General features: G+C 50.7%; 21 protein-coding genes and 3 pseudogenes. 11 read left to right on the top strand and 13 right to left on the bottom strand.

Annotation, left to right across the window (positions count from 1 at the left end; genetic code table 11):
• The first annotated feature begins 5 nt into the window (after positions 1 to 5).
• The 4 genes from AC3G3F_RS10360 to AC3G3F_RS10345 all read left to right on the top strand — a co-directional run bounded on the left by AC3G3F_RS10360 (position 6) and on the right by AC3G3F_RS10345 (position 3337).
• Entirely contained in the window at positions 6 to 704 is a 699-nt protein-coding gene (locus AC3G3F_RS10360; RefSeq protein WP_220528586.1) for a DeoR family transcriptional regulator, read from the top strand.
• Positions 705 to 721: 17 nt separating this feature from the next.
• Entirely contained in the window at positions 722 to 1894 is a 1173-nt protein-coding gene (locus AC3G3F_RS10355; RefSeq protein ID WP_220528585.1) for a mannitol dehydrogenase family protein, read from the top strand.
• 2 nt (positions 1895 to 1896) lie between these two features.
• Complete coding sequence (locus AC3G3F_RS10350; protein WP_023247804.1) at positions 1897 to 2184, top strand: HPr family phosphocarrier protein; 288 nt, start codon at positions 1897 to 1899, stop codon at positions 2182 to 2184.
• Positions 2185 to 2245: 61 nt separating this feature from the next.
• Complete coding sequence (locus AC3G3F_RS10345) at positions 2246 to 3337, top strand: glycerol dehydrogenase (RefSeq protein ID WP_053508002.1); 1092 nt, start codon at positions 2246 to 2248, stop codon at positions 3335 to 3337.
• Between the two features lie 47 nt (positions 3338 to 3384).
• Here the strand turns inward: AC3G3F_RS10345 and hxpB are convergent, their stop codons facing one another.
• From hxpB to AC3G3F_RS10315, 6 genes are all read right to left on the bottom strand, one after another.
• A complete protein-coding gene (hxpB, locus tag AC3G3F_RS10340) occupies positions 3385 to 4035 on the bottom strand; it encodes a hexitol phosphatase HxpB (protein WP_220528584.1) in 651 nt (216 codons plus the stop codon).
• Positions 4036 to 4116: 81 nt separating this feature from the next.
• Positions 4117 to 4674, bottom strand: coding sequence for a 6-phospho-3-hexuloisomerase (gene hxlB, locus AC3G3F_RS10335; RefSeq protein ID WP_023247801.1), 558 nt, complete (start codon positions 4672 to 4674; stop codon positions 4117 to 4119).
• Complete coding sequence (locus AC3G3F_RS10330) at positions 4664 to 5398, bottom strand: ribulose-phosphate 3-epimerase (RefSeq protein WP_023247800.1); 735 nt, start codon at positions 5396 to 5398, stop codon at positions 4664 to 4666. Before AC3G3F_RS10330 ends, hxlB begins: the two co-directional genes overlap by 11 nt.
• A gap of 227 nt (positions 5399 to 5625) precedes the next feature.
• Positions 5626 to 6378: a 16S rRNA (guanine(1516)-N(2))-methyltransferase RsmJ gene (gene rsmJ, locus AC3G3F_RS10325; protein ID WP_023247799.1), complete on the bottom strand. Its 753-nt coding sequence runs from the start codon at positions 6376 to 6378 to the stop codon at positions 5626 to 5628.
• Between the two features lie 6 nt (positions 6379 to 6384).
• Positions 6385 to 8427 (bottom strand): oligopeptidase A, encoded by a 2043-nt coding sequence (gene prlC, locus AC3G3F_RS10320; protein ID WP_023247798.1) that lies wholly within the window; start codon positions 8425 to 8427, stop codon positions 6385 to 6387.
• A gap of 181 nt (positions 8428 to 8608) precedes the next feature.
• Positions 8609 to 9880: an acid phosphatase gene (locus AC3G3F_RS10315; protein ID WP_023247797.1), complete on the bottom strand. Its 1272-nt coding sequence runs from the start codon at positions 9878 to 9880 to the stop codon at positions 8609 to 8611.
• A 211-nt stretch (positions 9881 to 10091) separates the two neighbouring features.
• On the opposite strand from AC3G3F_RS10315, the gene AC3G3F_RS10310 reads away from it, so the two are divergent.
• Positions 10092 to 10934 (top strand): 23S rRNA (adenine(2030)-N(6))-methyltransferase RlmJ, encoded by an 843-nt coding sequence (locus AC3G3F_RS10310; RefSeq protein WP_023247796.1) that lies wholly within the window; start codon positions 10092 to 10094, stop codon positions 10932 to 10934.
• A gap of 104 nt (positions 10935 to 11038) precedes the next feature.
• A complete protein-coding gene (gene gorA / locus AC3G3F_RS10305) occupies positions 11039 to 12391 on the top strand; it encodes a glutathione-disulfide reductase (protein ID WP_053508004.1) in 1353 nt (450 codons plus the stop codon).
• Between the two features lie 46 nt (positions 12392 to 12437).
• Here the strand turns inward: gorA and AC3G3F_RS10300 are convergent.
• The 4 genes and pseudogenes from AC3G3F_RS10300 to AC3G3F_RS10285 form a co-directional block, all read right to left on the bottom strand.
• A pseudogene (locus AC3G3F_RS10300) lies at positions 12438 to 12671 on the bottom strand (L-asparaginase); the annotation flags it as partial.
• Positions 12644 to 12751, bottom strand: a pseudogene (locus AC3G3F_RS10295) (fructoselysine 6-kinase); the annotation flags it as partial. The pseudogenes AC3G3F_RS10295 and AC3G3F_RS10300, both read right to left, overlap by 28 nt.
• A pseudogene (gene fraB / locus AC3G3F_RS10290) lies at positions 12745 to 13330 on the bottom strand (6-phosphofructose-aspartate deglycase); the annotation flags it as partial. The pseudogenes AC3G3F_RS10295 and fraB, both read right to left, overlap by 7 nt.
• A 175-nt stretch (positions 13331 to 13505) precedes the next feature.
• Positions 13506 to 14225, bottom strand: coding sequence for a GntR family transcriptional regulator (locus AC3G3F_RS10285; protein ID WP_023176266.1), 720 nt, complete (start codon positions 14223 to 14225; stop codon positions 13506 to 13508).
• 325 nt (positions 14226 to 14550) lie between these two features.
• On the opposite strand from AC3G3F_RS10285, the gene AC3G3F_RS10280 reads away from it, so the two are divergent.
• On the top strand, positions 14551 to 16200 hold the full coding sequence (locus tag AC3G3F_RS10280; RefSeq protein ID WP_000934254.1) for an alpha,alpha-trehalase: 1650 nt from the start codon (positions 14551 to 14553) through the stop codon (positions 16198 to 16200).
• 12 nt (positions 16201 to 16212) lie between these two features.
• Here AC3G3F_RS10280 and AC3G3F_RS10275 read toward each other — a convergent pair whose 3' ends face one another.
• Positions 16213 to 17802 carry an STY4199 family HEPN domain-containing protein gene (locus AC3G3F_RS10275; RefSeq protein WP_053508005.1) on the bottom strand — a complete coding sequence of 530 codons (1590 nt, stop codon included), beginning with the start codon at positions 17800 to 17802 and terminating at the stop codon, positions 16213 to 16215.
• A 280-nt stretch (positions 17803 to 18082) separates the two neighbouring features.
• Between AC3G3F_RS10275 and AC3G3F_RS10270 the strand changes: the two genes are divergently transcribed.
• Positions 18083 to 18415 (top strand): glycoside hydrolase family protein, encoded by a 333-nt coding sequence (locus AC3G3F_RS10270; RefSeq protein ID WP_023247790.1) that lies wholly within the window; start codon positions 18083 to 18085, stop codon positions 18413 to 18415.
• Positions 18416 to 18444: 29 nt separating this feature from the next.
• Here AC3G3F_RS10270 and AC3G3F_RS10265 read toward each other — a convergent pair whose 3' ends face one another.
• A complete protein-coding gene (locus AC3G3F_RS10265; protein WP_053508006.1) occupies positions 18445 to 19047 on the bottom strand; it encodes a response regulator transcription factor in 603 nt (200 codons plus the stop codon).
• Positions 19048 to 19677: 630 nt separating this feature from the next.
• Here AC3G3F_RS10265 and AC3G3F_RS10260 point away from each other — a divergent pair.
• From AC3G3F_RS10260 to AC3G3F_RS10250, 3 genes are all read left to right on the top strand, one after another.
• Positions 19678 to 20577, top strand: coding sequence for a LysR family transcriptional regulator (locus AC3G3F_RS10260; RefSeq protein ID WP_023247788.1), 900 nt, complete (start codon positions 19678 to 19680; stop codon positions 20575 to 20577).
• 71 nt (positions 20578 to 20648) lie between these two features.
• Positions 20649 to 21677 carry an inner membrane protein YhjD gene (gene yhjD, locus AC3G3F_RS10255; protein WP_023247787.1) on the top strand — a complete coding sequence of 343 codons (1029 nt, stop codon included), beginning with the start codon at positions 20649 to 20651 and terminating at the stop codon, positions 21675 to 21677.
• Between the two features lie 350 nt (positions 21678 to 22027).
• Positions 22028 to 23350 carry an MFS transporter gene (locus AC3G3F_RS10250; RefSeq protein ID WP_023247786.1) on the top strand — a complete coding sequence of 441 codons (1323 nt, stop codon included), beginning with the start codon at positions 22028 to 22030 and terminating at the stop codon, positions 23348 to 23350.
• A gap of 71 nt (positions 23351 to 23421) precedes the next feature.
• Here the strand turns inward: AC3G3F_RS10250 and AC3G3F_RS10245 are convergent, their stop codons facing one another.
• Positions 23422 to 25482 carry an AsmA family protein gene (locus AC3G3F_RS10245; protein ID WP_488394931.1) on the bottom strand — a complete coding sequence of 687 codons (2061 nt, stop codon included), beginning with the start codon at positions 25480 to 25482 and terminating at the stop codon, positions 23422 to 23424.
• Positions 25483 to 25493 lie beyond the last annotated feature (11 nt).

Below are 25493 nucleotides of genomic sequence, written 5' to 3'. Positions count from 1 at the left end.
TTACGATGAAAGCTGCCAGACAAGACATCATTCTACAGATACTTGAAAAGGAAAAAAAGATTGTAGCCAGTAAATTAAGTGAGCGCCTAAAAGTTTCTGAAGATACGATTAGGCGCGACTTAAATGAATTGGCAAGCCAGGGTTTAATCAGACGCGTGCACAGTGGTGCTATACGCGTAGGGCCTGCGGTTACTGAGTTTAATGTCCGCCAGGACTTAAATATTAGTGAAAAAGTGAAAATTGCCAAAAAGGCGATACATTTAATCAAAGAAAATAGTGTTATTTTAATTGATGGAGGGACAACGAATTACGAATTGGTAAAATTAATTCCGAAAGATTTAAAATGCACCGTAATTTCTAACAATATTCCTATTCTACACTTACTCAGTGATTATCAGAATATAGAAGTTATGGGATTAGGTGGCAGACTCTACAAAAATTCTTTGGTATTAATTGGTGCCGAGACAATTCGTGAACTGGAATCAATCCGCCCAGACATTTATTTTATGGGCGTTGCACATGTTGATAGTGAAGTCGGTGTAACGCTTCCTGGTCTGGATGAATGTTATACCAAACAAAAAATGGCCGAGGTCTCAAATGAGGTTGCCATTCTTGTTACGGAAGAAAAACTCGAGACCAGGTCTAATTTCGTCGTGTCCTCTCTCAAGGATATAAATTATATATTCACGAGCAAGGACGTATAATATGATGAGGTGTACTAATGAAACGTGTATTAATTGTGGGTGCTGGCCGCCTTGGCAAAGGGTTCGTTGGCGAAACGTTTGATAATGCAGGCTGGAATATTACATTCCTTGATAAAGATCAGAGAGTTATTGATGCTCTAAACAAACAAAATAAATATACCGTCCAGGTTTTCCGAACTGATGATATCATTATGCATGAAGTCACTAATTTTAATGCTTTTACTACAGACGATCAGTACTCTGTGATGAGCGACTTCTTTGAATCATCGGTTATTATGTGTCCACTTTATCCTGAAGACTTTGAAGAGTCAGCACATTATCTGGGTAAATGCTTTGAACGTCAATTCCAGACCGATCCTGAAAAAAAAATGACGTTAATTTGCCTGACCAACAAAAATCATATAATCAAAGATATTGAATCGTGGTATCGCAATGCCATCCCCTCTTCAGAAGCACAAAACTGGTTCGATACTCACGTAGCCGTTCGCGATTCTATTGTCCGCCGTTCCACGGATGCGCAGACGCACTATGCAACCCAGATTGATAGCACAGCCGTTGCCTCTCTATTAATACAGTCACCACTCTACAACGACATTAGTGATGTTGAATGGTTAGAGCCCCGTGAACATCTGGAAATGCTCAAAGACATTAAAGTTTTTACTATTAACGGTCCCCACGCCACCACCGCTTTCTATGGCCACCTGAAAGGTTACAAAACGATTCCTGATGCCTCCGCGGATCCGTCTGTTGCAAAACTGGCGAACGCCGTGCACGATGTTACTATTACTGCCGTAATGAAGGAATATCCGCAAATCACTCGCGACGCATTGAAAGATCTTGAATATCTTCCGAAAGCAAAAAATGAGCTTCCAGACTCCATCCACCGTGTCGCTTACGATCCCATCCGAAAACTAGCGTATCAGGACCGTTTGATGGGGGTAGTACAGCTTTGCCTGAAATATGATCTCGACTATTCACCGTTAACCAAAGCAATTGCCTGTGGTCTGGCATATTATGCTGAGGACGATAAGGCATCAGTGAAATTACAGCGGTTTATTCAGCAAAATGGTTTGCTGACGAGTGCAGCAAAAGTAATAGGGTTACCGAAAGACCACCCGGTTACACTTGATGTGGCATATCAATACTTAGCACTGGATGCCGAAAACTTAATCCCAACCATACAGCTTTAATTATGACAACAGAACTTAATTTAAGTGCTCGTTTCGTTATTAAAAATGAGCATGGAATTCACGCACGCCCAGGCGCACATTTTGTTGCTGCATTAAAACCATACAGATGTACTGTAAAAATCGCTAATCTTGCTCGAAGCAATAACTATGTTAACGCTAAAAGTCTGATGGCATTAATGTCTTTAGGTATTAAAAAAGGACATGAGGTCAACATCCTTTTTCATGGCGAAGATGCACAAAGTGCATTACAAAAGATACGCTGCGAAATTGAGAATGGATTAGGAGAATAAATATGTAGTTGACGCTTATTTCATATGGGCGTCAATTCATATCATCTTAAGGATAATATTTATGATTACCACCGCAATATTTCCCGGAAGATATATTCAGGGCGCTAATGCTATTGAGAAATGTCTGGGAAATGAATTAGCCCGTTTTGGTAAAAATGCGATGATTCTTGAGGATCCCATTGTTCACAAAAATATTGGAGGAAAAATTACCGAAGCCTTGAATCCCAACGTTACGTTTGAACTTGAAATATTTAATTGCGAATGCTGTGATGAAGAGATCGAGAGAATTTCTACCTCAGCACAGGCATGTTCGGCAGAAATGATTGTGGGTATCGGAGGCGGTAAGACACTGGATACGGCCAAAGCCGTTGGCGCCAAATTGAATATTCCGATTATCGTTATTCCTACTCTTGCCTCCACCGATGCGCCATGCAGTTCCCTCGTTGTGATTTATACCGCTGAAGGTCAGTTCAAGCGCTATATGATGATTCCCCATAACCCTTCGCTGGTTTTTGTCGATTCTCAAGTGATCGCCGACGCACCTGTGCGTTTTCTGCTTTCTGGGATAGGCGATGCCGTAGCGACATGGTTCGAAGCGGAAGATTGTCGCATTAAAGGTGCAGGAAACATGACCGGAAGGCCTGGGCCAATGTCCGCCTACGCTCTGGCAAAATTATGCTTCGATACGTTGCTAACCTATGGTGAACAGGCAGTTTCTGCATGTCGCATGCACCAGGTCACTCCGGCTCTTGAACACGTCATCGAAGCCAATACATTACTTTCAGGACTAGGTTTTGAAAGCGGGGGTCTCGCTGCTGCTCACGCAATTCACAACGGACTGACGGTGTTACCAGAAACGCATAAATTCTGGCATGGAGAAAAAGTCGCCTTTGGCACGCTTGCTATGTTACTGATGACAGACAGAGAGCCTGACCTAATCAGGCGAGTCTATCAGTTTTACCGGCAAATCGGACTGCCTGTTACGCTCGCGGAGATTGGCATAACCGATCGTTCTGTTCAACATTTGATGGAAATCGCACTAGCAGCCTGTCAACAGGGTGAGACCATGCATAATGAACCCTTTGAAATTAGACCTGAAAATATCGTTGCAGCATTGATTGCCGCGGATGAATACGGTAGACGTTATTATTAAAAACAAGCTTCTTTGCAGGTTTACGTGACGCCCGTAAGCCTGCTTTTTTATGCAGTCAACCACTCTAACACCTGGCAATGGTTCAAAATTACTGTGTCGGCAATAGTAAAACGCGGGTCATTTTGTTGGTGTTCAGCAGGTAATGCAATAACGCGCATCCCGGCAGCCCTCGCTGCAATAACACCATTTAATGAATCTTCAATCACCAGGCATGTTTCCGGTTCTGCCTTCAACATTGCGGCAGCAGTCAAAAATATTTCCGGGTGCGGTTTGCCGTACGAAAGCCCGTCTGCGGAAACTACGGCAGAAAAATAGTGCCTGATGTTAAGTGTATTAAGAACATTATCTATTTGATATTGCGGTGAAGAAGAGGCTACAGCCATTAACGTTCCCCGCCGCTGTAGATAATTAAGTAACTCAAAGATACCCGCGATAGGTTTCGGTTGTTGACGTATTTTTTCTGCAACCTGGGCAACTATAGTGTCCTGAATTTGCGGCAGATTATTAGTCGGAAGACCATGATTTTCATGCAACTTCCGCAGGAAAATACCCACCGGCATCCCTGTGAATAAATCAAAATCCTTTGGGCCGAGAGAGATATTGTAATGTCTAAGATAAAATTCGCATTCAACCTGTTGCCATACAGGTTCAGAATCAATAAGTACGCCATCCATATCAAAAATAATAATCTTTGACATTTTTACTCCTTATAAAAAATGCCATAACACAGTCAATAATTACTGAGTCATGGCATATAAATTTGTCATTTAAATTTTTATTCATTCAAGGTTGGCATGATATTGCCAGAGCAATTCCATATTAATTTTATGATTATCAATGAACTGGAGCGCAATAATATCGCCAAGTAACAGAAGTGATTGTTCAAAAAGCGATGTCATCGGTTGAACCGAAGGGATTTCAGACGCCAGATTAAGTTTTGATTTTACCGGAATACGAACAAAATGGTCGCACAATTCTTTCATGCTACTTTCAGCATTAGCACCAATATGTACAATTTGGGCATTAAAACTTTTCGCTTTTCTGGCTATACCCACGGGAAACATACTTTCACCACTACCCGATCCAACAATCAGAAGATCATTTTTGGTAATTGCCGGTTCTGTTATTTGCCCGACCACATACGTTTTGATTCCCAGATGCGCTAACCGTTTAGCTATGGCTTCCAAAGACAATAAGACTCTTCCAACCCCCACGAAAAAGACACTATCAGCAGCTTCAATCATCTCCAGTAACCGCTCAACATCCTTAGATGCAATGTTTTCCAAAGTGGCGTTTAACTCATGTAATACACGTTTCTGATTCGCTTTATAACTCACAGGCCACTCCCCCCTTCGCCCGTTGCGCCAGTCCCGCAGCGATTTTTTCATTTAATTGTGACTTGTTCTCCATAAGCGTGGCCCCACGGAAAAAAAGCCCAGTGCTGCCGAGTACCAGATTACTCGCCCCCGCCGCGACCAACCCAGGAATGGTGGCAAATGAGACTCTACCATCAACCTGTATTGCAGTATGAGTTCCTGCCTCCGCAATCCGGGCATGCAGATGGCGGACTTTATCTTCCGCATAAGGAACCTGCTGTTCATCTTTATTACTGGCAAACCCCGGATTAATCAGCATAAGTAAAACGTAATCTAACGAAGGAAGAAGATAGTCAAGTGAACGTAAACTGGTGGCGGGGTTGAGTGCGATTCCCGCTTCAACTTTTTGTTTCTTAATTAGATTTACCAGCCTGTCGGGATGCAGTGACGTTTCATAATGGAATGAAACCCGCCGTACACCAATATCGAGCGCCTGTTTAATAAACCACTCATTATTCATCGACATAATATGGATATCAAAATCGAGATTCGTTTTTTCACGTAATTGCCTGATTACCTCTAAGCCCAACGGCATACTGGGACTAAACGTGCTATCAATAAGATCAATATGTAGCGCGTCTACACCTATTTCCTCCAGTTCCCTCACCGAGTCGCTTAAACTCAGCAAATCTGTACACATCAAAGAAGGCGATAAAACAACATCAGCAACCGTCCTTTTACTCATTGTGATCTCTCCTGAAATGCGCAATTATGCATGAATTTAAATGATATGCGCACAAAAACGCATTAACTATGTAAAGATAGCTGAACTGTGATCACGGTCGAAAACAATTAAAAAACACTTTAATTTTCAATTGATTAAATAGACAAAAAAGAAGATAAGCAAATGCGCTTTCAGTACAAAAGCGCACAAACAAACACGATTATGCAAATGAAGATTAAATTACTGCATTACTCCGGCGTTCCCGGGTAAATATCGAACCGGTGGCCTTTGGTGACGATGGCGTTGGGCGTCGCGACATCCGCCAGCGGCGGCGCATAATCGGGACGTTTAACCACCACGCGTTTGGTCGCCAACTGACGCGCCGGTTCCAGCAGTCCGTCGGCGTCTAAATCCGGCCCCACCAACGACTGAAACACCCGCATCTCTTTCTTCACCAGCGCGCTTTTCTGCCGGTGAGGAAACATTGGATCGAGGTAGACCACCTGCGGGCGCGGAATGATATCAGTCAGCGCCGTCAGGCTGGAAGCATGAATCAACTGTAAACGTTGCTGCAACCACGGGCCGATGTCCGCATCTGCGTAGCCGCGCGTCAGACCGTCATCCAGTAAGGCCGCCACCACCGGATTACGCTCCAGCATCCGCACGCGGCAACCGACTGACGCCAGCACAAACGCATCGCGCCCCAGCCCCGCCGTGGCATCAACCACATCCGGCAGATAATCGCCCTTAATACCGACCGCCTTCGCCACCGCTTCGCCGCGCCCGCCGCCAAACTTACGTCGATGGGCCATCGCGCCGCCGACAAAATCGACGAAAATGCCGCCGAGCTTCGATTCGTCGCGCTTGCGCAGCTCCAGATGCGCTGTAGTCAGTACCAGCGCCATCGGGTTGTTTTCGTCGTGCTCCAGTCCCCAGCGGGCAGCCAGAACAGATAAGGCGCCGTCTGTGGCGCCCGTTTCATCTATTAAGCAGATTTGCACGTAAAATCAGCCTTTAATCCCGTAATGCTCCAGCATCGCGTCCAGTTGTGGTTCACGGCCACGGAAGCGTTTAAAGAGTTCCATCGGCTCTTCAGAACCACCGCGAGTCAGGATGTTATCAAGGAACGACTGACCGGTCTCACGGTTGAAAATGCCCTCCTCCTCAAAGCGGGAATAAGCGTCCGCCGCCAGTACGTCGGCCCACAGATAGCTGTAGTAGCCTGCCGCATAGCCGCCAGCAAAGATATGGCTGAACGCATGTGGGAAGCGGCCCCATGTCGGTGACGGCACCACGGCGACCTGTTTTTTAATTTCAAAGAGCGTCTCAAGAATTTTCGCCCCTTGCTGCGGGTTAAATTCCGCATGTAGACGGAAATCAAACAGACCGAACTCCAGTTGACGCAGAATAAACAGCGCCGCCTGATAGTTTTTCGCCGCCAGCATTTTATCCAGCAATTTCTTCGGCAACGGCTCGCCAGTTTCATAATGACCAGAGATAAACGCCAGCGCGTCCGGTTCCCAACACCAGTTTTCCATAAACTGACTTGGCAGTTCGACCGCATCCCACGGCACGCCGCTGATACCGGAGACCCCGGCGGTCTCAATGCGGGTCAGCATATGATGCAGGCCATGACCAAACTCGTGGAACAGGGTGATCACTTCATCATGGGTAAACAGAGCGGGTTTACCGTTTACCGGACGGTTGAAATTACAGGTCAGATAAGCGACCGGCTTTTGCAATGTGCCATCCGCTTTACGCATTTGGCCGACACAGTCGTCCATCCACGCGCCGCCACGTTTGTTTTCACGCGCATACAGATCAAGGTAGAAGCTGCCGCGCAGCTCGTTGTTATCGTCATACAGCTCAAAGAAACGAACATCCGGATGCCACACCTCCACATCAGCGCGCTCTTTCGCGGTGATGCCGTAAATGCGTTTCACCACTTCAAACAGGCCATTCACGGCTTTGTTTTCCGGGAAGTACGGACGTAGCTGCTCATCGCTGATGCTGTACAGGTGCTGTTTTTGCTTTTCACTGTAGTACGCGATATCCCACGGTTGCAGCTCGTCGACGCCGAACTCCGCTTTCGCGAAGGCACGCAGTTGCGCCAGCTCTTTTTCCCCCTGCGGACGAGCACGTTTCGCCAGATCGGTTAAGAAATCGAGCACCTGCTGCGGATTTTCCGCCATTTTGGTGGCCAGCGATTTATGGGCATAATTTTCGAAGCCCAGCAGTTGCGCCAGTTCATGGCGCAGCGCAAGAATTTCTTCCATCACCGGGCTGTTATCCCATTTTCCCGCGTTCGGCCCCTGATCGGAGGCGCGAGTGGAATAGGCGCGATACATCTCTTCGCGCAACGCCTGGTTGTCGCAGTAAGTCATCACTGGCAGGTAGCTTGGAATATCCAGCGTCAACAGGTAGCCCTGCAACGCTTTTGCTTCGGCCTGCGCTTTAGCAGCGGCGAGCGCGCTTTCCGGCATTCCCGTCAGCTCGGCTTCATCGGTAATGAGCTTCGTCCAGCCCTGCGTTGCGTCCAGCACGTTATTGCTGTACAGGTTGCCCAGCTCAGACAGGCGAGTGGCGATTTCGCCGTAACGCTGCTGTTTCTCTTTCGGCAGGCCGATGCCGGACAGTTCAAAATCACGCAGCGCATTATCAATCGCTTTCTTCTGTGCTGTATTCAGAGTGGCGTAATGATCGCCATCGCGCAAGTCGCGATACGCGTTGTACAACCCTTCATGTTGCCCAACCCAGGTGCTGTATTCAGACAGCAACGGCAACGTCTGTTCGTAGGCTTCGCGCAGCTCCGGGCTATTTTTCACCGAGTTAAGGTGACTCACCGGGGAGAAGATTCGTCCCAGCGCATCGTCGACTTCCGCCAACGGCTGGCAAAGATTTTCCCAGGTATACGGCGCGCCATGCGCCACAACGCCTTCTACCGCCGCCCGGCAATCAGCCAACGCTTGGGTGACCGCAGGCACCACATGCTCCGGTTTAATTGCAGAAAAAGGCGGCAGTGAAAAAGACGTCAGTAATGGATTGGTCATATGCGCAGTCCTGTAGAAGAAGGTGAGTGGAGCGCGCTTTTGGCGCTCTCGCGATGAGATCTAGAATGGGGGATAGTGAGGGGAATTTCAATGATGGACAGCGTACAGACGTGGGTATCGCTGCAATAAGCCGCCCCTTAAACATCATCCCGGCTTACGCTTTATAAGCCGGGTGACAACGTTAGCGCATTTTTCTCGCCATCTCGTAAGCAGCGGCCAGATCCAGACGCTGCCAGAACTGTTGGTCATCGGTCTCGCCCGATAACGGATATCCTGCCGGTAACGCCGTCTCTTCCATTAGCGCCTGACGCTGTGCCGTTGAAAAATTCGGTAGCGCGGCCTGTAGCAGAACATCCGCACCTTTTGGTATTTTCAGCGGCTGATGCTCGCCTTTCTGTTGCGGCAGGTTATAGGTCATGGTGAAACGGTAAAAGGTATGCATGGCCGGATCGCGGTACGGATCGTCTTTTCCGGCCGATGCCGCGCATTCGACAATCGTCGTACCGCACTCTTTCACCAGCGCCTCGCGCAATTGAGCGCGAGCTTCGTTGAACAACGTACGATAATGCGGATCGTTAAGATAGTGCGCGACATTACGCTGCGCGACCATCCGCGCGCCCATCACATCCAGCGGATAGTGTACGCCAAGGACCAGGCGGGAATAGCCATAACGCGCGCCGCGAATCACCAGCGCATCAAAGCGTTCCGGGATCATTTCCGCCATCAACAGCGCATCCGTATAACCGACGTTCGTGTGACCGCTGGGGAAAGAACCGCCACCCGCGGTATAAGGATGACCATCTTTTACCACCACATCGTCCGGCGTCAGATGGATAGTATTACCCGGCACCTGGAAAGGACGCGGGTAGTGAAAATATTTTTTCGCCGCGCTGGTGCTGACTTCCGAGGCTTTAATCAGCGCCGCCGCTTTGCCCAACTCACCTTTATCATAAGCGGTAAGAAATGCCCGCCCCAGCCGCGGCCCCATCGCGTCGCTCAGGAAATAGAGATAGCCCACGCTTTCCGCATCCGCCAGCGCCTGGTGACGGGTATTAACATCGGCATCGTGATTAATCGCCGTCACCGTCGCCAGATTGTCTTTCAATACTGCTTCCGGCAATGTATTGAAGGCGGAAAGCAGGGTAATTCCCACCTGTTGATTCTTAGTGGTATGAAAATCATAACCGCTAGCCTGTAACCAGGCGTTATCCGCCTGGACGGAATTTTGTCGCATCTGAGCCAGGGCGTCGCGAGTCAACGCGGCGGCATCGCCTTGTAATGCCTTGCGCAACTGTGTCAGCCATTGAAACTCAAGGTCATTAAAGGCGACGCTCGCCGAGTCGGGCGTCACGATTTTCGCTATCGACTCCGCCTGGGACAGGGGAATATCTTTCGCCAGTACCGGCAGCGCCAGCGCCAGAGATGACGCCAGTACAGTAATGTGTAGTTTCATTATGGTTCCTTTCATTAAAAATAACGCCAGGTCAAAACCACTACCTTGCCCACAGGCGATGCTGGCCTGCTCATTTGACGGTTTGATGATACGAACACGTCTTGCAATACTTTCACAACGCGCGAAACAACAATGGCGGTACTGGGGTAATCTGCGCGGATCTGCGGTAAACTATCGGTTAACTTGTTTACTTCCCGGAATATCTGTATCCATGCTCAGTTATCGTCACAGCTTTCACGCAGGCAACCACGCCGATGTCCTTAAACATACTGTTCAGAGCCTGATCATCGAGTCGCTAAAAGAGAAAGAAAAACCGTTTCTCTATTTGGACACGCACGCGGGCGCGGGGCGTTATCAGTTGGGCAGCGAACATGCTGAACGTACCGGAGAGTATCTGGAAGGCATCGCCCGTATCTGGCAGCAGGACGATCTGCCCGCCGAACTGGAGCCGTATATTAGCGTCGTAAAACATTTCAACCGCAGCGGGCAGTTACGCTACTATCCGGGCTCTCCGTTAATCGCCCGCCAGTTGCTGCGTGAGCAGGACAGTCTGCAACTCACGGAATTGCATCCCAGCGACTTCCCACTGTTGCGCGCGGAGTTTCAAAAAGACAACCGCGCGCGCGTGGAACGCGCCGACGGCTATCAGCAACTGAAAGCCAAATTGCCGCCGGTTTCCCGCCGCGGTCTGATCCTCATTGACCCGCCTTATGAAATTAAAACCGACTACCAGGCGGTAGTCAGCGGCATCAGCGAGGGTTATAAACGTTTCGCCACCGGTACATACGCGCTATGGTATCCGGTGGTACTCCGTCAGCAGATTAAGCGCATGATCCATGATCTGGAGGCCAGCGGCATCCGTAAAATCTTGCAAATTGAGCTGGCGATCCGCCCGGACAGCGATCAGCGCGGGATGACGGCGTCCGGTATGATCGTGGTTAACCCGCCGTGGAAACTGGAGCAGCAGATGAACAACGTGCTACCGTGGCTGCACAGCAGGCTGGCGCCGAACGGTCATGGGCACACTTCGGTAAGCTGGATCGTGCCGGAGTAATCACAGCCATCGGTGGAACCTTTCACCTTCAGGTATACAATCGCGAATATTTTGGCGGGTAGCGCAGAATCTATCCGTCCGACAACGAACATAAAGGAGCGGTCATGACCAAACACTATGATTACATCGCTATCGGGGGCGGCAGCGGCGGTATCGCCTCGATTAACCGCGCCGCCATGTACGGCCAGAAATGCGCGCTCATCGAAGCCAAAGAACTGGGCGGCACCTGTGTTAACGTGGGCTGCGTGCCGAAAAAAGTGATGTGGCATGCCGCGCAGATTCGTGAAGCGATTCATCTGTATGGCCCGGACTACGGTTTTGACGCCACGATTAATCAGTTCGACTGGAGCAAGCTGATTGCCAGCCGTACCGCGTATATTGACCGCATCCATACTTCATACGACAACGTGCTGGGCAAAAATAACGTGGATGTGATTAAAGGCTTTGCCCGCTTTGTCGATGCCAAAACCATTGAAGTGAACGGCGAAACTATCACCGCCGATCATATTTTGATCGCTACCGGCGGCCGTCCGAGCCATCCTGGGATTCCTGGCGTGGAATACGGCATTGATTCCGACGGTTTCTTTGCGCTGCCTGCCTTGCCGGAGCGCGTCGCGGTCGTAGGTGCAGGTTATATCGCCGTTGAACTGGCTGGCGTTATCAACGCGCTGGGGGCGAAAACGCATCTGTTTGTCCGTAAACATGCGCCGCTGCGCAGTTTTGACCCGATGATTAGCGAAACGCTGGTTGAGGTGATGAACGCCGAAGGCCCGCAGCTACATACTCACGCAGTGCCGAAAGCGGTGGTGAAAAACGCCGACGGCAGTCTGACTCTGGAACTGGAAGATGGCCGCACTGAAACCGTTGATTGCCTGATCTGGGCCATTGGTCGCGAACCGTCGACCGACAATATTAATCTGGCGGCTGCGGGCGTGAAAACCAATGAAAAAGGTTACATCATCGTCGATAAGTTGCAGAACACGAACGTAGAGGGCATTTACGCTGTTGGCGATAACACCGGCGCGGTGGAGTTAACGCCAGTCGCGGTCGCCGCCGGTCGCCGTCTCTCCGAACGTCTGTTTAACAACAAGCCGGACGAGCATCTGGACTACAGCAACATCCCGACCGTGGTCTTTAGCCATCCGCCTATCGGCACCGTCGGGTTAAGCGAGCCGCAGGCGCGCGAGCAGTACGGCGACGAGCAGGTGAAAGTCTATAAATCATCGTTTACCGCCATGTATACCGCGGTGACGACGCACCGCCAACCGTGCCGTATGAAGCTGGTCTGCGTCGGACCGGAAGAAAAAATTGTGGGTATCCACGGTATCGGCTTCGGCATGGATGAAATGTTGCAGGGCTTCGCGGTGGCGCTGAAGATGGGTGCTACCAAGAAAGACTTCGATAATACCGTCGCCATCCACCCGACCGCGTCAGAAGAGTTTGTTACCATGCGTTAATATCTTGTGCGCCCACCTTAGAGGATGGGCGCACAGGCCTTCATGGTTAATACGTACTGAAATAACTCTGGATCAGTTCCGGATTATGCGTCTGAGTTAATGCCGTCATCAACAAGACCCGCGCCTTCGCCGGGTTGAGCGAATCAGACACCAGCCCTGGCTGTCCTTTATCCAGCGGTACTACGCCATTTCCGGTGCGGGAAGCGCGCACCACGATAATCCCGGCTTTCTCCGCTTTTTTAATCCCCGCGTCGCTGCGTACCGAGACCGAGCCTGCGCCGCCGATTTCCCGCCCTGCCGCAGGGCGCGTAGCACGCTTTCTTTATCGGGTTCCGCCATACCCGATTGCAAAATGTGTAAATGACTTTATCGTCTTTATATTCCTGAGCGAACGCCTGCGCGCGTTCCGCAACCTGCTCGCAAGCGCGCCAAACGATACGGTTGATTTTGCTGACGCCATCCTGAAAATCGTCGTAGTGCGCATACCCTTCCGTCTGCTGGAGCAGTTCGACCGTACTCAGCAGGCCTTTCATCGTTTTCTCGCCGGCAATATCTTTACCGTCGCCAAACGTGTACGTTTCCACATAGTCGCAATGCGCCACCAACGGTGAATCCATCACCCAGGTTAAACCAATGACCGGCGCGCCGTGCTGACGGGCGATTTCAGCCGCTTCAATTGTCTCTGGCGTATTACCTTTGTGAGAGGCGACAACCACAACGGCATTTTCTCCCAGTGCTACCGGCGGATTGTTAATAAATTCTCCGCTGTTATACAGACCGACAGTCAACGCTTTCGCTTCTTTTTCTAAAAATGCTTTTGCCGGATAGAACACCGCATAAGAACCGCCGCACGCCACGTAATAGAGGTGTTTAACGCCCCCTTTCTCTGCCTGCCTGGCTGGTCACAATATTGCTAACTGTCTCTTTCATACCCATCATGCTTTCCTCTGATTCCATCAATGATACAGACGAGGATTCGCCACAAATGACTCATAATGTATTGTCATTTTTATAGGGTATTTAAAGACATTTGATCAAGATGAAAATCAAAAAAAATCGGGAGCCGCGATCTGGCTCCCGATTCAGCCTGCTCTCCGTTACCGTAACGCTGGCATCATACGGTAAAGCGTATTTTATCGCCGACGATCAACTGTTGCGAAACGCAGGAGAGTTCTCCTTTGTTATCAATCATTTCACTTTTTATCAGGATCAGTGGATAACCCTCGTTGACGCCGAGATAATGGGCGACTTCAAAGCTGGCATAAACCAGTTCGATCATCTTACGGGAGTGGGTAAACCATAAATGGTATTTCTCGCGTAAGCATTCATACAAAGAGTGATTATTAAGATCTTCTTCCAGTAAAAACGCGAAACGTGGGGGAAGATGTACGGTTTCCAGCGATACCGCCACATCGTCGGCATAGCGGATACGTTCAATGACGACCGCTTTTTCGCCATCGTTCATATTCAGTAACGCTTTTGTCTCATCGTCTACCGATTCAAAAACGGATTTGATGGTGCGTGACCCCGGGCGACGTCCCTGGGACTGGCATAACTCGCTGAAACTCATGATGCCGGTCATACTGCGCTGAAATTTCTCACTGGAGACAAAGGTGCCTTTGCCGGACACACGGGTCAGCAAATTTTCACGCGTCAGCGCATCCAGCGCCTTACGGACCGTGACCCTACTCACCTGCCAGCGCGCGCTCAGCTCATTTTCCGTCGGGATCTGCTGGCCTGGTTTATACTCTCCACGCGCAATAGCCTCTTTTAAAGCGGCTTCAAGCTGCTTATAAAGCGGTTTGGCGCTATTACTGTCGGGTTGCTCGATCATTTGTATCCATTTGTATTATCTTAATGCCATAGCCTGTATTATAACTATTTATGTTACCTTTGCTTGTGAATCCACGCCATGCGGTTACGTAGTTATACCGCTGCGAAACGAATGTTCTGATTTTAGGTCTGGGGGAGGCGTCATGAAAACAGTTTTTTCACTATAATATTCATTAAGTTATTAATAATTTTTCTTGGCAGGTAAATTGTAAAATGTGATCTACCGCACACTTTGCAACCCAGGTATCGAAGCGAATGTCTACGCTTAATAGACAGCCGGGCAACACCCGTATCTTTTACGACGCAAGCCGGAGGTCCTTGTCATTATGCTCAACCAGAAATTAAACCCCACGCCTTCTGAAGATCTGACTATTGATGTCGATCTGCTTTATGAAACAGACCCGTGCGAGTTAAAGCTGGATGAAATGATCGAGGCAGAACCGGAGCCGGAGATGATCGAGGGGCTTCCCGCCTCTGACGCCCTGACCCCTGCCGATCGGTATCTCGAACTGTTCGAGCATGTACAGTCAACAAAACTGTTTCCAGACAGTAAAACGTTCCCGGACTGCGCGCCGAAGATGGACCCGCTTGATATTCTGATCCGCTACCGTAAGGTCAGACGCCACCGTGATTTTGACTTACGCCGCTTCGTCGAAAACCATTTCTGGCTACCGGAAACCTTATCCAGCGAGTATGTCTCTAACCCCGAAAACTCGCTCAAAGAACATATTGACCAGCTTTGGCCGATACTGACGCGCGAACCGCAGGATCATATTCCGTGGTCTTCGCTGCTGGCCCTGCCGCAATCCTATATCGTGCCGGGTGGCCGTTTTAGCGAAACCTATTATTGGGACTCTTATTTTACCATGCTGGGTCTGGCGGAAAGCGGGCGCGAAGACTTACTTAAATGTATGGCGGATAATTTCGCCTGGATGATTGAAAACTACGGGCATATTCCCAACGGCAACCGGACCTATTACCTGAGCCGTTCCCAGCCGCCAGTTTTTGCCCTGATGGTTGAACTGTTTGAAGAAGACGGCGTGCGCGGCGCGCGGCGTTATCTCGACCATCTCAAAATGGAATACGCCTTCTGGATGGACGGCGCCGAATCACTGGCGCTCAACCAGGCTTATCGCCACGTTGTGCGGATGCCGGACGGTTCCCTGCTGAACCGCTACTGGGACGATCGCGACACGCCGCGCGACGAGTCGTGGCTGGAAGATGTCGAAACCGCGAAACATTCAGGCCGTCCGCCCAATGAAGTCTACCGGGATTTACGCGCCGGGGCAGCGTCCGGATGGGACTATTCTTCACGCTGGCTACGCGATGCGGGTCGGCTTGCCAGCATACGCACAACCCAGTTTATCCCCATCGATTTGAACGCTTTTCTGTACAAACTGGAGAGCGCCATCGCCAATATTTCAGCGCTGAAAGGCGAACGTGACACCGAAGCGCTATTTCGTCAGAAAGCCAGCGATCGCCGCGCCGCCGTGAACCATTATCTGTGGGATGATGAAAACGGCTGTTATCGGGACTATGACTGGCGACGCGAAGAAATGGCGCTCTTTTCCGCCGCCAGTATCGTGCCGCTGTATGTCGGTATGGCAAACCATGAACAGGCCGACCGTCTGGCAAATGTGGTACGCAGCCGCCTGTTAACGCCCGGCGGAATTATGGCGACCGAATACGAAACCGGCGAACAGTGGGATAAACCGAACGGCTGGGCGCCGCTGCAATGGATGGCGATCCAGGGCTTCAAACTGTATGGCGACGATATGCTGGGCGATGAAATCGCCCATAACTGGTTAAAAACGGTGAACCATTTTTATCAGGAGCACCATAAACTGATTGAGAAATACCATATTTCCGGCGGTACGCCCCGCGAAGGCGGCGGGGGTGAGTATCCGCTACAGGATGGATTCGGCTGGACCAATGGCGTGGTGCGCCGCCTGATTGGCCTTTATGGAGAGCCTTAACCTGCTCCGGCCTCAGTGAATCGCATCATAAATGGCTGACTGAATTTTAAACCATTTTTTATTGTCTGCGCTGGGTCGGGCCTGAGCGCGTAATCGGGCCTGCTCCGTATCGTGCTGCTGGCGCGTCACAACGGCCGGAACGGTGCAAAACGTTTGCAAATAGGTTTTATGCATCGCGGTCAGCGGCGCGCCGCTCGACATGGCGTGGCTTAACGTTGTGATAAATCGTCGGCAAGGTTTTACCTCATCCATCAGCGCGGGATAACGCAACAACAGTTGCAGCACCTCGGTATGTCCCGCCGCAAACGCTTGCTCCGTCCACGCGAGTTGCCAGTTCATTCCGCCCTGTAGGAACAGCGCCGTCACCCGCGTATCATTGCGATCTATCGCCGCCCGCATGTTATACGTATCCCAGGTAATACCCATATGGGTGATCGTTTCCCGCGCGGAGGGCGCCTCGCGTGGCGGCTCATCCTGCGCAATCGCGAGAGTTTGCCCGGCCCCGTCGCCCGGCGGGGGCGAACTGAACAGCCAGAATACGCCCGCCAGTATCGCCAGAGTCATTACGCCGACCCCGCCCCACAAAGCGCCGGAAATCAGTTGATCACGTTCTTCAGGCGTGCGCGGCGGCCGTTTACGCGGCGGCTCTATGCTCTCACTAATCTCATGCTTATCTCCTCCGGCCTGTCGATCTTTAAGCCGTGCGGTTTCCCAGAACTGACGCAATTCCCGTTCATCCGCCAGCAGAAACGAAGCGGGATTCACGCGAGTACGCTTTTCGGCATAGGCGCGCTGGATGGGTCGAACGATTTGCTGATACTGAACGTTTAGCAGCATAAGCCGCGCTGAGGTGAGCGGCTGCCTGGCGATAACCTCGTTTCGCGCGAGGCGGCAATCATCCAGAAACATACGCAGAGTGGTGCGCGACTCGGCGAACAGCGTCAACGCCGAGGCGTCATTAAAAATTCTGACGTAATGACGGGCAAACAATTTCTTATCGACCACCATGAGCGCCAGCTCGCTGAACAACATGCCTTCCAGCGCATGTTGATCTTCTCCCTGTTTTAACCACTGGCGCAAACGGTCCGGGCCGAAATGCTGTTTAAGGTAGTGATTCAGAGACGCCCGATCCGGCCATGCGCGCGCAATAAGCGCTTTTAACGTCAGCTCTATCGCCCGAAGCTGACGCTGCGCCTCAAGATGCGCCTCCTGGTCGGGTTCTTCCAGTTCAGTTTGATACGTCAGTAGCGGCTGTTGCTGACGTAGATGTTCCAGCGAGGTGACAAAACGCAACGCGGCAAGCAGTTGATTTTCTGTGACCTCTTGTCCGCTGTCATACTGGGGGACATGCTGCTGAAGGTGACGCAGTTGCAGCATAAACTGGCTCAACTGCGCGTCATTTATCCGCAATTTTTTCGCCACCGCGCCCCAACCGCCCAGATTAAGGCGCGCCTGCTCAAGCTGTTCCATGAACCACCGAGGCTCTTTTCCCTCTGCGGTATGAACACCCAGCAGCAGCAGTATTTCCATTGACGCCTGGCGGATAATCCCCAGGCTATGTTCAAAAGGCGCATGTGTCGCCTGCGAAGCGCTATTCGTCATTATCTTCCCTAAAAAGACGATCCCGCGACGAGATCTTAGTTTTCTTTTAATTATGTTTTTTCATAGATATAACAGATTTAGCCACATTTCAGTGACTTAATCTTAATCATTGCAAATTTATAAGAAGATCGGTTGCTAACCTAAAACATCAGCTTTTCATTCTGTCAACGTGGCGTTACGCTGAACGGTATAGACCTTTTCCCTGCCAGCGTTTGGCCCTCTGACCACTGGTCATGCTTGCCGCACACTTTATAATCGCGATTTTTATGAGAAAGACGCCATGCCGCACATTTCATCTCGCTTTAGTTCCGCCTGCATCGCGTTTATTAAACAGTGGCAAGGTCTGTCGCTGGAAAAGTATCGCGATCGACAGGGGGATTGGGTGATTGGTTACGGACATATGCTGACGCCGGATGAAACACTGACGTTCATTACGCCCGAACAGGCGGAGGCATTCTTGCTGGATGACCTCAATAACTGCGATAAATTGCTACAGACCTGCCTGCCGGAGCTTAATGATCGGTTTCAACACGAAACGCTTATTGCGCTGATGTTCAGCATCGGACATCAGCGTTTTTTATCATTAATTAATACGAGTGATATTTCACAGTGAGGAATCTGCGGACTGTAAATTTAACGTTGTTAATTCGATTCATTTAACATCATGGCGGCCTGAGTACGATTTTTCACATCCAGCCGCCGGTAAAGCGACTCAAGATGCGCTTTAACCGTCCCGGTACTAATATTTAACGCCCGACCAATTTGTTTATTTGATTCTCCTGCGGCAAGCATCTGTAAAATTTCTCGCTGGCGGGTGCTTAACGCTTTTATATCATGGGACGCCAGTTCCGTTGAATTTAACCAATTCCCCGGTAAAAACATCATCCCGCGAGCGACAGTATTGAGCGCAAGGGCAAAGGTATCGGCATCAGAATCACGCGGCACCACGGCCTGAACGTTAAATTGCATCATTTCATGCAGCCACTTTTGACTGCCTTCCATCGCCGTGATAATAATCTTCACCTCAGGAAATTGCCGCGCGATTCTTTGTAGCACCTCACGGCAAAATTCAGCATCCAGGCCGCCATCCAGCATGATCAGCGCATCCGGCGTGCTTTCTACTTTTTGCCAGAGTTCTTCTGCCTGACCGACACTCTGAATACTTATTCCTGAAATACGTTGCTGCAAACTGATTTTCATTCCATGAATAAATATTGACTGCCTGTCAAACATGATTACCTGCATTACTTTTCTCCGCCTCAGTAAAATAATAGACTCAAGATGAGGAAGGGTATTCCCCGTAGGGTAAAATAAGAAGTCGCCATTTGGCATAGACCATTTTACCGATAGCCATTAGTTGAGGAAGAGAGGGGTTATGAATATTTACAGCTTCAACATCGGGATTACATAATTAGCCAGAATTAGCGCTTTAATTTAAGGAATATCTTATTAGCAACAACATAAAACGCTAACTTTAATATTAATTATCAAGAAGAATATGCCTGGCGCGCCGCAAAAGAAACATCTGTCTTCCATCTGGTATGTTACAAAATATAAATTAGCACACCGCGTTAAAAAATAACCGGTCAGCCCTGAAAACTGCGACGATGGGTCAATTCAAATACCGTCTATCCACGCACATTTTCCGCCCTGCCGCACCCACTTTTATCGACGCATTTTACCGCCCTCGTCCCGTTTAACGACTTTTTGGCGCTGCACAACCTGACTTGAAGGGATAAATCCGTTGCACAGCGTGATCAGACCTATTCGTCACGCGGACAATGATTGCGAAAGTGCTTATTAGATGCTAGAAAATCAATAAAACCAGCCGCTTCAGCGTCACTGTTTCAATAAAAACAATAATAGAGCCTGATGATGGATAAAATATATGCAATGAAATTGTTTGTACGCGTGGCGGAACGGGAAAGTTTTTCCCGCGCAGCAGAGGATGTCGGCCTCCCCAAAGGCAGCGTTTCACGGCAGATACAAGCGCTGGAAAATCAACTGGGCACGCGCCTGCTCCACCGCACCACCCGGCGGGTACAGCTTACGCAGGACGGAATGGCTTACTACGAACGGGCAAAAGATCTGTTGAGTAACCTGGATGAACTGGAAGGCCTTTTTCAGTCTGACCCCGCCAGTATCAGCGGCAAAATACGAATAGATATACCGCCGGGTCTCACAAACAGCCTAATCATGCCGCGCCTGCCCACTTTTTTACATCATTATCCCGGCATTGCACTGGAACTTTGTAGTAGCGATCGACAGGTTGATTTACTACGGGAAGATTTCGACTGCGTGGTGCGTACAGAGCCGCTACACGCGCCAGGGATATTAACGCGCCCGCTTGGCAAACTGACGAGGGTGAACTGCGCCAGTCCACAATACCTGGCGCGCTTTGGGTATCCGGAAAACCTTGACGATCTCGCCTCGCATGCGGTGGTGCATTATTCATTGACGCCAGGAGCCTCTTCACCGGGTTTTGCCTTCGAAACCTCCCACGGTATACAGTGGGTAAAAACCGGCGGAATGCTAACTGTAAACAGTACGGAGACCTGGCATGCAGCTTGTCTGGCAGGGTTAGGGATCATTCAGACGCCGCGCATTGTTGTGCGTGAGGCTTTACGCGCCGGAACGCTCATTGAAATTTTGCCGCAATATCGCGCCGCTCCACTGCCGGTAACGCTGCATTATCCTCATCGCCGTAATCTTTCCCGCCGGATACATCTGTTTATGGTATGGCTGACCGAGACTATCAAAGAGGCCGCAGAGTAGCCACGTTTTCAGCATCAGCCGGGGAGAAGCTATACTGACTACTCTATTAATGATGAAGGACTACCGACCTGATGACGCAGGAAAATGACGTAAAACGCCCTATTCAGGAACTGGAACACGACCCGATACAAAAAATAGAAATGCAGCCGCAAGATGCGCCGGAAAAAAACGAAAAGGCAAATCAGGCGTTGCATGCCGTCACCACCCTGATGCAAAAAATTCAGCGTCAACCGATGGTGGCCCACCTCATTCGCGCGACCGAACGTTTTAACGATCGACTGGGCAATCAGTTTGGCGCAGCTATCACCTACTTCTCGTTTCTGTCGATGATCCCGATAATGATGGTGTCCTTTGCCGCAGCAGGTTTTATCCTCGCCTCGCACCCTAATCTACTGGAAGATATTTTCAGCAAGATATTGATGAATGTGAGCGATCCTACGCTGGCGTCCACGCTTAAGAACACGATTACTACGGCGGTTCAACAGCGTACCACGGTTGGGCTGGTCGGACTGGGTATCGCGCTCTATTCCGGCGTTAACTGGATGGGCAACCTGCGAGAAGCGATTCGCGCCCAGTCACGGGACGTCTGGGAGAGAACGCCGCAGGACCAGGAGAAAATCTGGCTCAAATATCTGCGCGATTTTATCTCACTGATTGGATTATTGGTCGCTTTAATCATTACGCTTTCCATCACTTCCATCGCCGGTTCCGCCCAGCAGATGATTATCTCCGCCTTATATCTCGACAGCATCGAATGGTTAAAACCAGCCTGGCATTTGATCGGTCTGGCAATCTCTATTTTTGCCAACTATCTGCTTTTTTTCTGGATTTTCTGGCGACTGCCTCGCCATCGTCCACGTAAAAAGGCGTTGATTCGCGGGACATTTATCGCCGCTATCGGTTTTGAGGTGATTAAAATCATTATGACCTATACGCTGCCATCGCTGGTGAAATCGCCTTCCGGCGCGGCGTTTGGCTCCGTACTCGGTCTGATGGCATTCTTCTACTTTTTTGCTCGCCTGACGTTATTCTGCGCGGCCTGGATAGCGACCGCCGAATACAAGGACGACCCGCGAATGCCGGGTAAAACGCAACGCTAATCTGTGACTTGCTGCCGAATGGCACGCACGGCGTCGTCATTCGGCCTACTGCTGTGTGGACCCAGGCCGGGCAAGCAAAGCGTACCCAGCGGTACAATCAGGCACGTCCTTCCGTCTCATCTCATTGTTTCAGCATATAAATCCAGTAATTAACTTTTATTTAACCAAAAAACAGTCTTATTCACTAATTTTAAAATTATGTGAAGCATTTCATAGACGCAAAATGGCTGGCTTAAACATTATCCCCTTTTTGCGCTTTTTTTGACCATTTTTGGCTTTTGTTACACATTGAAATATAACTTTTGCTGTGCGTAATATGGCTATTCGTTCGCTAAAAATAAGAAAATAGTATGCAAGCAACCGCCACAACACTCGACCATGAACAGGAACATGTTCCGGTAAACTCACGCAATAAAGTCGTTATTGCCTCGCTTATCGGCACCGCGATTGAGTTCTTCGACTTCTATATTTACGCCACCGCAGCGGTGATCGTGTTCCCCCATATCTTCTTCCCACAGGGCGATCCCACTGCGGCAACGCTACAATCGCTCGCCACCTTCGCTATCGCGTTTGTGGCGCGTCCGATTGGCTCTGCGCTATTCGGTCATTTCGGCGACCGGGTAGGCCGCAAAGTCACGCTGGTGGCTTCGCTGCTGACGATGGGGATCTCAACAGTCATTATCGGTCTGTTGCCGGGCTACGCGACGATGGGTATTTTCGCGCCGCTGCTGCTGGCGCTGGCGCGTTTCGGCCAGGGGCTGGGGCTGGGCGGCGAATGGGGCGGCGCAGCGTTATTGGCGACAGAGAATGCGCCGCCGCGCAAACGCGCGCTGTATGGCTCCTTCCCGCAGTTGGGTGCGCCGATCGGCTTCTTTTTTGCCAATGGCACCTTCCTGTTACTCTCCTGGCTGCTGACCGACGAGCAGTTTATGAGCTGGGGCTGGCGCGTGCCGTTTATCTTCTCGGCGGTGCTGGTGATTATCGGTCTGTATGTGCGCGTGTCGCTGCATGAAACGCCAGTGTTTGCGAAAGTGGCCGCAGCGAAAAAGCAGGTGAAAATACCGCTGGGCACGTTGCTGACGAAACATGTCCGCGTAACCATTCTCGGCACGTTTATCATGCTGGCGACCTACACACTGTTCTATATCATGACCGTCTATTCCATGACTTACAGCACCGCCGCCGCGCCGGTGGGACTTGGCCTGCCGCGCAATGAAATACTGTGGATGCTGATGATGGCGGTGATGGGTTTCGGCGTGATGGTGCCCGTCGCCGGCCTGCTGGCGGACGCATTTGGCCGTCGGAAAAGCATGGTTATCATTACCACGCTCATCATTCTCTTCGCGTTGTTCGCCTTTACCCCACTGCTGGGTTCAGGCAATCCGGCGCTGGTATTCGTGTTCCTGTTGTTAGGTTTGAGTCTGATGGGGCTGACCTTCGGCCCAATGGGAGCGCTACTGCCGGAGCTGTTTCCGACGGAAGTGCGCTATACCGGCGCGTCGTTTTCCTACAATGTGTCATCGATTCTGGGCGCTTCCGTCGCGCCGTATATTGCCGCATGGCTGCAAAGCCACTACGGGCTGGCGGCGGTAGGAGTTTACCTGGCGTCAATGGCGGCGCTGACGCTGATTGCGTTGCTGTTAATCCATGAGACGCGCCACCAGTCGCTGTAATAGGGCGGCCGGATGGCGCGACGTAGGCCGGATAAAACGTTTTGCGTCGTCATCCGGCGCTACGTTTCACGTTACTGCTTCATCTGCGTTAAAATCGTCCGGCACTGGTTGGCTTCGCCTTCAGACGGCGAAATTAGCGCCAGTAACGCGGCAGCGGGCGTTACCAACGTCGCCAGCGCTGCCGCAACCGCGCCGCGCGCAATCAGCGGACCGGGCTTGACGCCCGCCTGCGGATTTTTAAATGTCCCGCGCACGTAAAGCGGCGATCGCAGCGTAATAATACGAATCCCCTTACTTTCCGGATCAACGGTTAAATCAAGCTGTTCAGAGGCGAAACTCGCCGTACCGGTCACGTTAACCAGCGCATTTTCCGTATCAAAAGCAAAAATTTGCGGTCGCGCCACGCCGTTCGCAATATTGAGATTCGCCGCCGCGCAGTTAACCCGCACTTCGTCATCGCCAAAAATCTGCCCGACAATATAGTTGCCGACGTTCAGCCCCACGATTTCCATCAGGTTGCGGCTAATCAATCCGTCATTCATCAATAATTTGAGATTACCGTTACTGTTGCCAAGCAGCGCGGCGACCGAGTTGCCCGTGCCGCGAATATCCGCATCGCCGTTCAGCTCGCCCAGCGTTTTCTGCATCAGCTCCACATCCGGCATCAGTTCTTTAAGCTTCAGCCGACGTGCCTGTATATCCGCCCGCCCCTGCATCGGCTTTTTATCCCCTTCCAGATGGATGTTGGATACAATACTGCCGCCTGCCAGACCAAACTTCAGCGGCTGTAGACGTAAGTCGGCGTTTTTCAGGATGATATGGGTCGAAAGATCGCTAATCGGCAGACTGCCGCCATGCTCAATACGCCGGCCTTTAAACCGGACATCGGCGTCCATGACGTCCCATTTGTCGGTTTCGAAGCGATCGTAAGGCAACACTTTATCCGCCGACTGAACATTCTTCTCGCCTTTGCGCTGTTCAGACCGTTTCGACTGCTCAGCGCCTTTCCCGGAATCCACGCCAATCAGCGGCCCAAGATCGGCCAGTCGTAACTGGCGCGATTCGACCTCACCTTCCAGTTTAGGACGCGGTTTACCGGTGGTATAAGTGAGGGAGCCGTGGATATCACTGTCGCCAATACGCCCGTTAAAACCACGATAATCAAATACCGACGACTTTTCGGCGTCAATTTTCGCCACTAATCGCCCATCGGTCTCAAACGGCGGCGTATCCGGCAGCAGCACGCCGGTTAAATCATATAAATCGCCCAGTGAATCGCCAGAGAATTTAAGCCGCAGATCGACACCGCCCATTTTCATTGGTTCGTTCACCACGCCGCTAAAAGCCACCCGCGTATTGCCAGAGCGGAAATCGGCCTGCACAGGAAAAGGCGTACTTTCGCTGCGTAGCGCCAGCATACCGCCTATTTTCCCCGTACCGGTCAACGGCTCCCCGTTATAACGCCCCTGCGCTTTCAGGCCGAAGACATAGTCGCCCACGCTGGATTTGTCCTCTTTGCCTTTCGTTCCCGTCACTTCGCTGAACGGCAACGGTTTGCCCAACGGATCTATCAGTATAGTGATATCCGCTTTGCTGACCTTATCATCGATCGCGATTCGCCCCTGGTCGAAGAGAATATTATCCAGCCGGAAGGACCAGGCGGAAGGTTTAGCATTGGGGTCCGTATTCTCGTCTTGCGCGAGGTTAAAGGTCCAGTTATTGGTTTTCTCGGACAGGCGAATAAGACGCGCGTCGGGTTTCACCAGTTTGATCCACGGCAGCCAGACGGTTTTGGTCAGGAGCGCCAGCGGGGCGAGTGTCGCCTCAACGCGTGGCAGATGCACCATCGTTACTTCCGGAATATCCGGCGGATTGCCGAGAATGACGTCTTCCGCATGAACATGTGGCCACGGTACCCAGCTTCGCCAGCCGGTCTCCTGTTTTTGGCGTTCCCACACCACACCTACATCGCCTCGAATAGCGAAAGGCCGGTTCAATTCGGTAGAGACTTTCTGGTTGATGGTCGGTTTGAGGCGGTTCCAGTCAAATGTTGCGATCAACACAATCACTATGACGATCAACAACAAGAAAGTCCCTGTGATGGCGGCGGTTATTTTGCCTGCTTTAGTCATGTGTTATTTCC

This window comes from Salmonella sp. FC25216 (assembly GCF_057751355.1).
The sequence above is the reverse complement of the archived record's forward strand: the minus strand, read 5'-3'. Positions and strand labels throughout refer to the sequence as shown.

Coding starts and splice junctions, on each gene's coding strand:
- AC3G3F_RS10360 (WP_220528586.1), top strand. CDS start 6: ATGAAAGCTGCCAGACAAGACATCATTCTACAGATACTTGAAAAGGAA.
- AC3G3F_RS10355 (WP_220528585.1), top strand. CDS start 722: ATGAAACGTGTATTAATTGTGGGTGCTGGCCGCCTTGGCAAAGGGTTC.
- AC3G3F_RS10350 (WP_023247804.1), top strand. CDS start 1,897: ATGACAACAGAACTTAATTTAAGTGCTCGTTTCGTTATTAAAAATGAG.
- AC3G3F_RS10345 (WP_053508002.1), top strand. CDS start 2,246: ATGATTACCACCGCAATATTTCCCGGAAGATATATTCAGGGCGCTAAT.
- hxpB (WP_220528584.1), bottom strand. CDS start 4,035: ATGTCAAAGATTATTATTTTTGATATGGATGGCGTACTTATTGATTCT.
- AC3G3F_RS10330 (WP_023247800.1), bottom strand. CDS start 5,398: ATGAGTAAAAGGACGGTTGCTGATGTTGTTTTATCGCCTTCTTTGATG.
- prlC (WP_023247798.1), bottom strand. CDS start 8,427: ATGACCAATCCATTACTGACGTCTTTTTCACTGCCGCCTTTTTCTGCA.
- AC3G3F_RS10315 (WP_023247797.1), bottom strand. CDS start 9,880: ATGAAACTACACATTACTGTACTGGCGTCATCTCTGGCGCTGGCGCTG.
- AC3G3F_RS10310 (WP_023247796.1), top strand. CDS start 10,092: ATGCTCAGTTATCGTCACAGCTTTCACGCAGGCAACCACGCCGATGTC.
- gorA (WP_053508004.1), top strand. CDS start 11,039: ATGACCAAACACTATGATTACATCGCTATCGGGGGCGGCAGCGGCGGT.
- AC3G3F_RS10285 (WP_023176266.1), bottom strand. CDS start 14,225: ATGATCGAGCAACCCGACAGTAATAGCGCCAAACCGCTTTATAAGCAG.
- AC3G3F_RS10280 (WP_000934254.1), top strand. CDS start 14,551: ATGCTCAACCAGAAATTAAACCCCACGCCTTCTGAAGATCTGACTATT.
- AC3G3F_RS10275 (WP_053508005.1), bottom strand. CDS start 17,802: ATGACGAATAGCGCTTCGCAGGCGACACATGCGCCTTTTGAACATAGC.
- AC3G3F_RS10270 (WP_023247790.1), top strand. CDS start 18,083: ATGCCGCACATTTCATCTCGCTTTAGTTCCGCCTGCATCGCGTTTATT.
- AC3G3F_RS10265 (WP_053508006.1), bottom strand. CDS start 19,047: ATGCAGGTAATCATGTTTGACAGGCAGTCAATATTTATTCATGGAATG.
- AC3G3F_RS10260 (WP_023247788.1), top strand. CDS start 19,678: ATGGATAAAATATATGCAATGAAATTGTTTGTACGCGTGGCGGAACGG.
- yhjD (WP_023247787.1), top strand. CDS start 20,649: ATGACGCAGGAAAATGACGTAAAACGCCCTATTCAGGAACTGGAACAC.
- AC3G3F_RS10250 (WP_023247786.1), top strand. CDS start 22,028: ATGCAAGCAACCGCCACAACACTCGACCATGAACAGGAACATGTTCCG.
- AC3G3F_RS10245 (WP_488394931.1), bottom strand. CDS start 25,482: ATGACTAAAGCAGGCAAAATAACCGCCGCCATCACAGGGACTTTCTTG.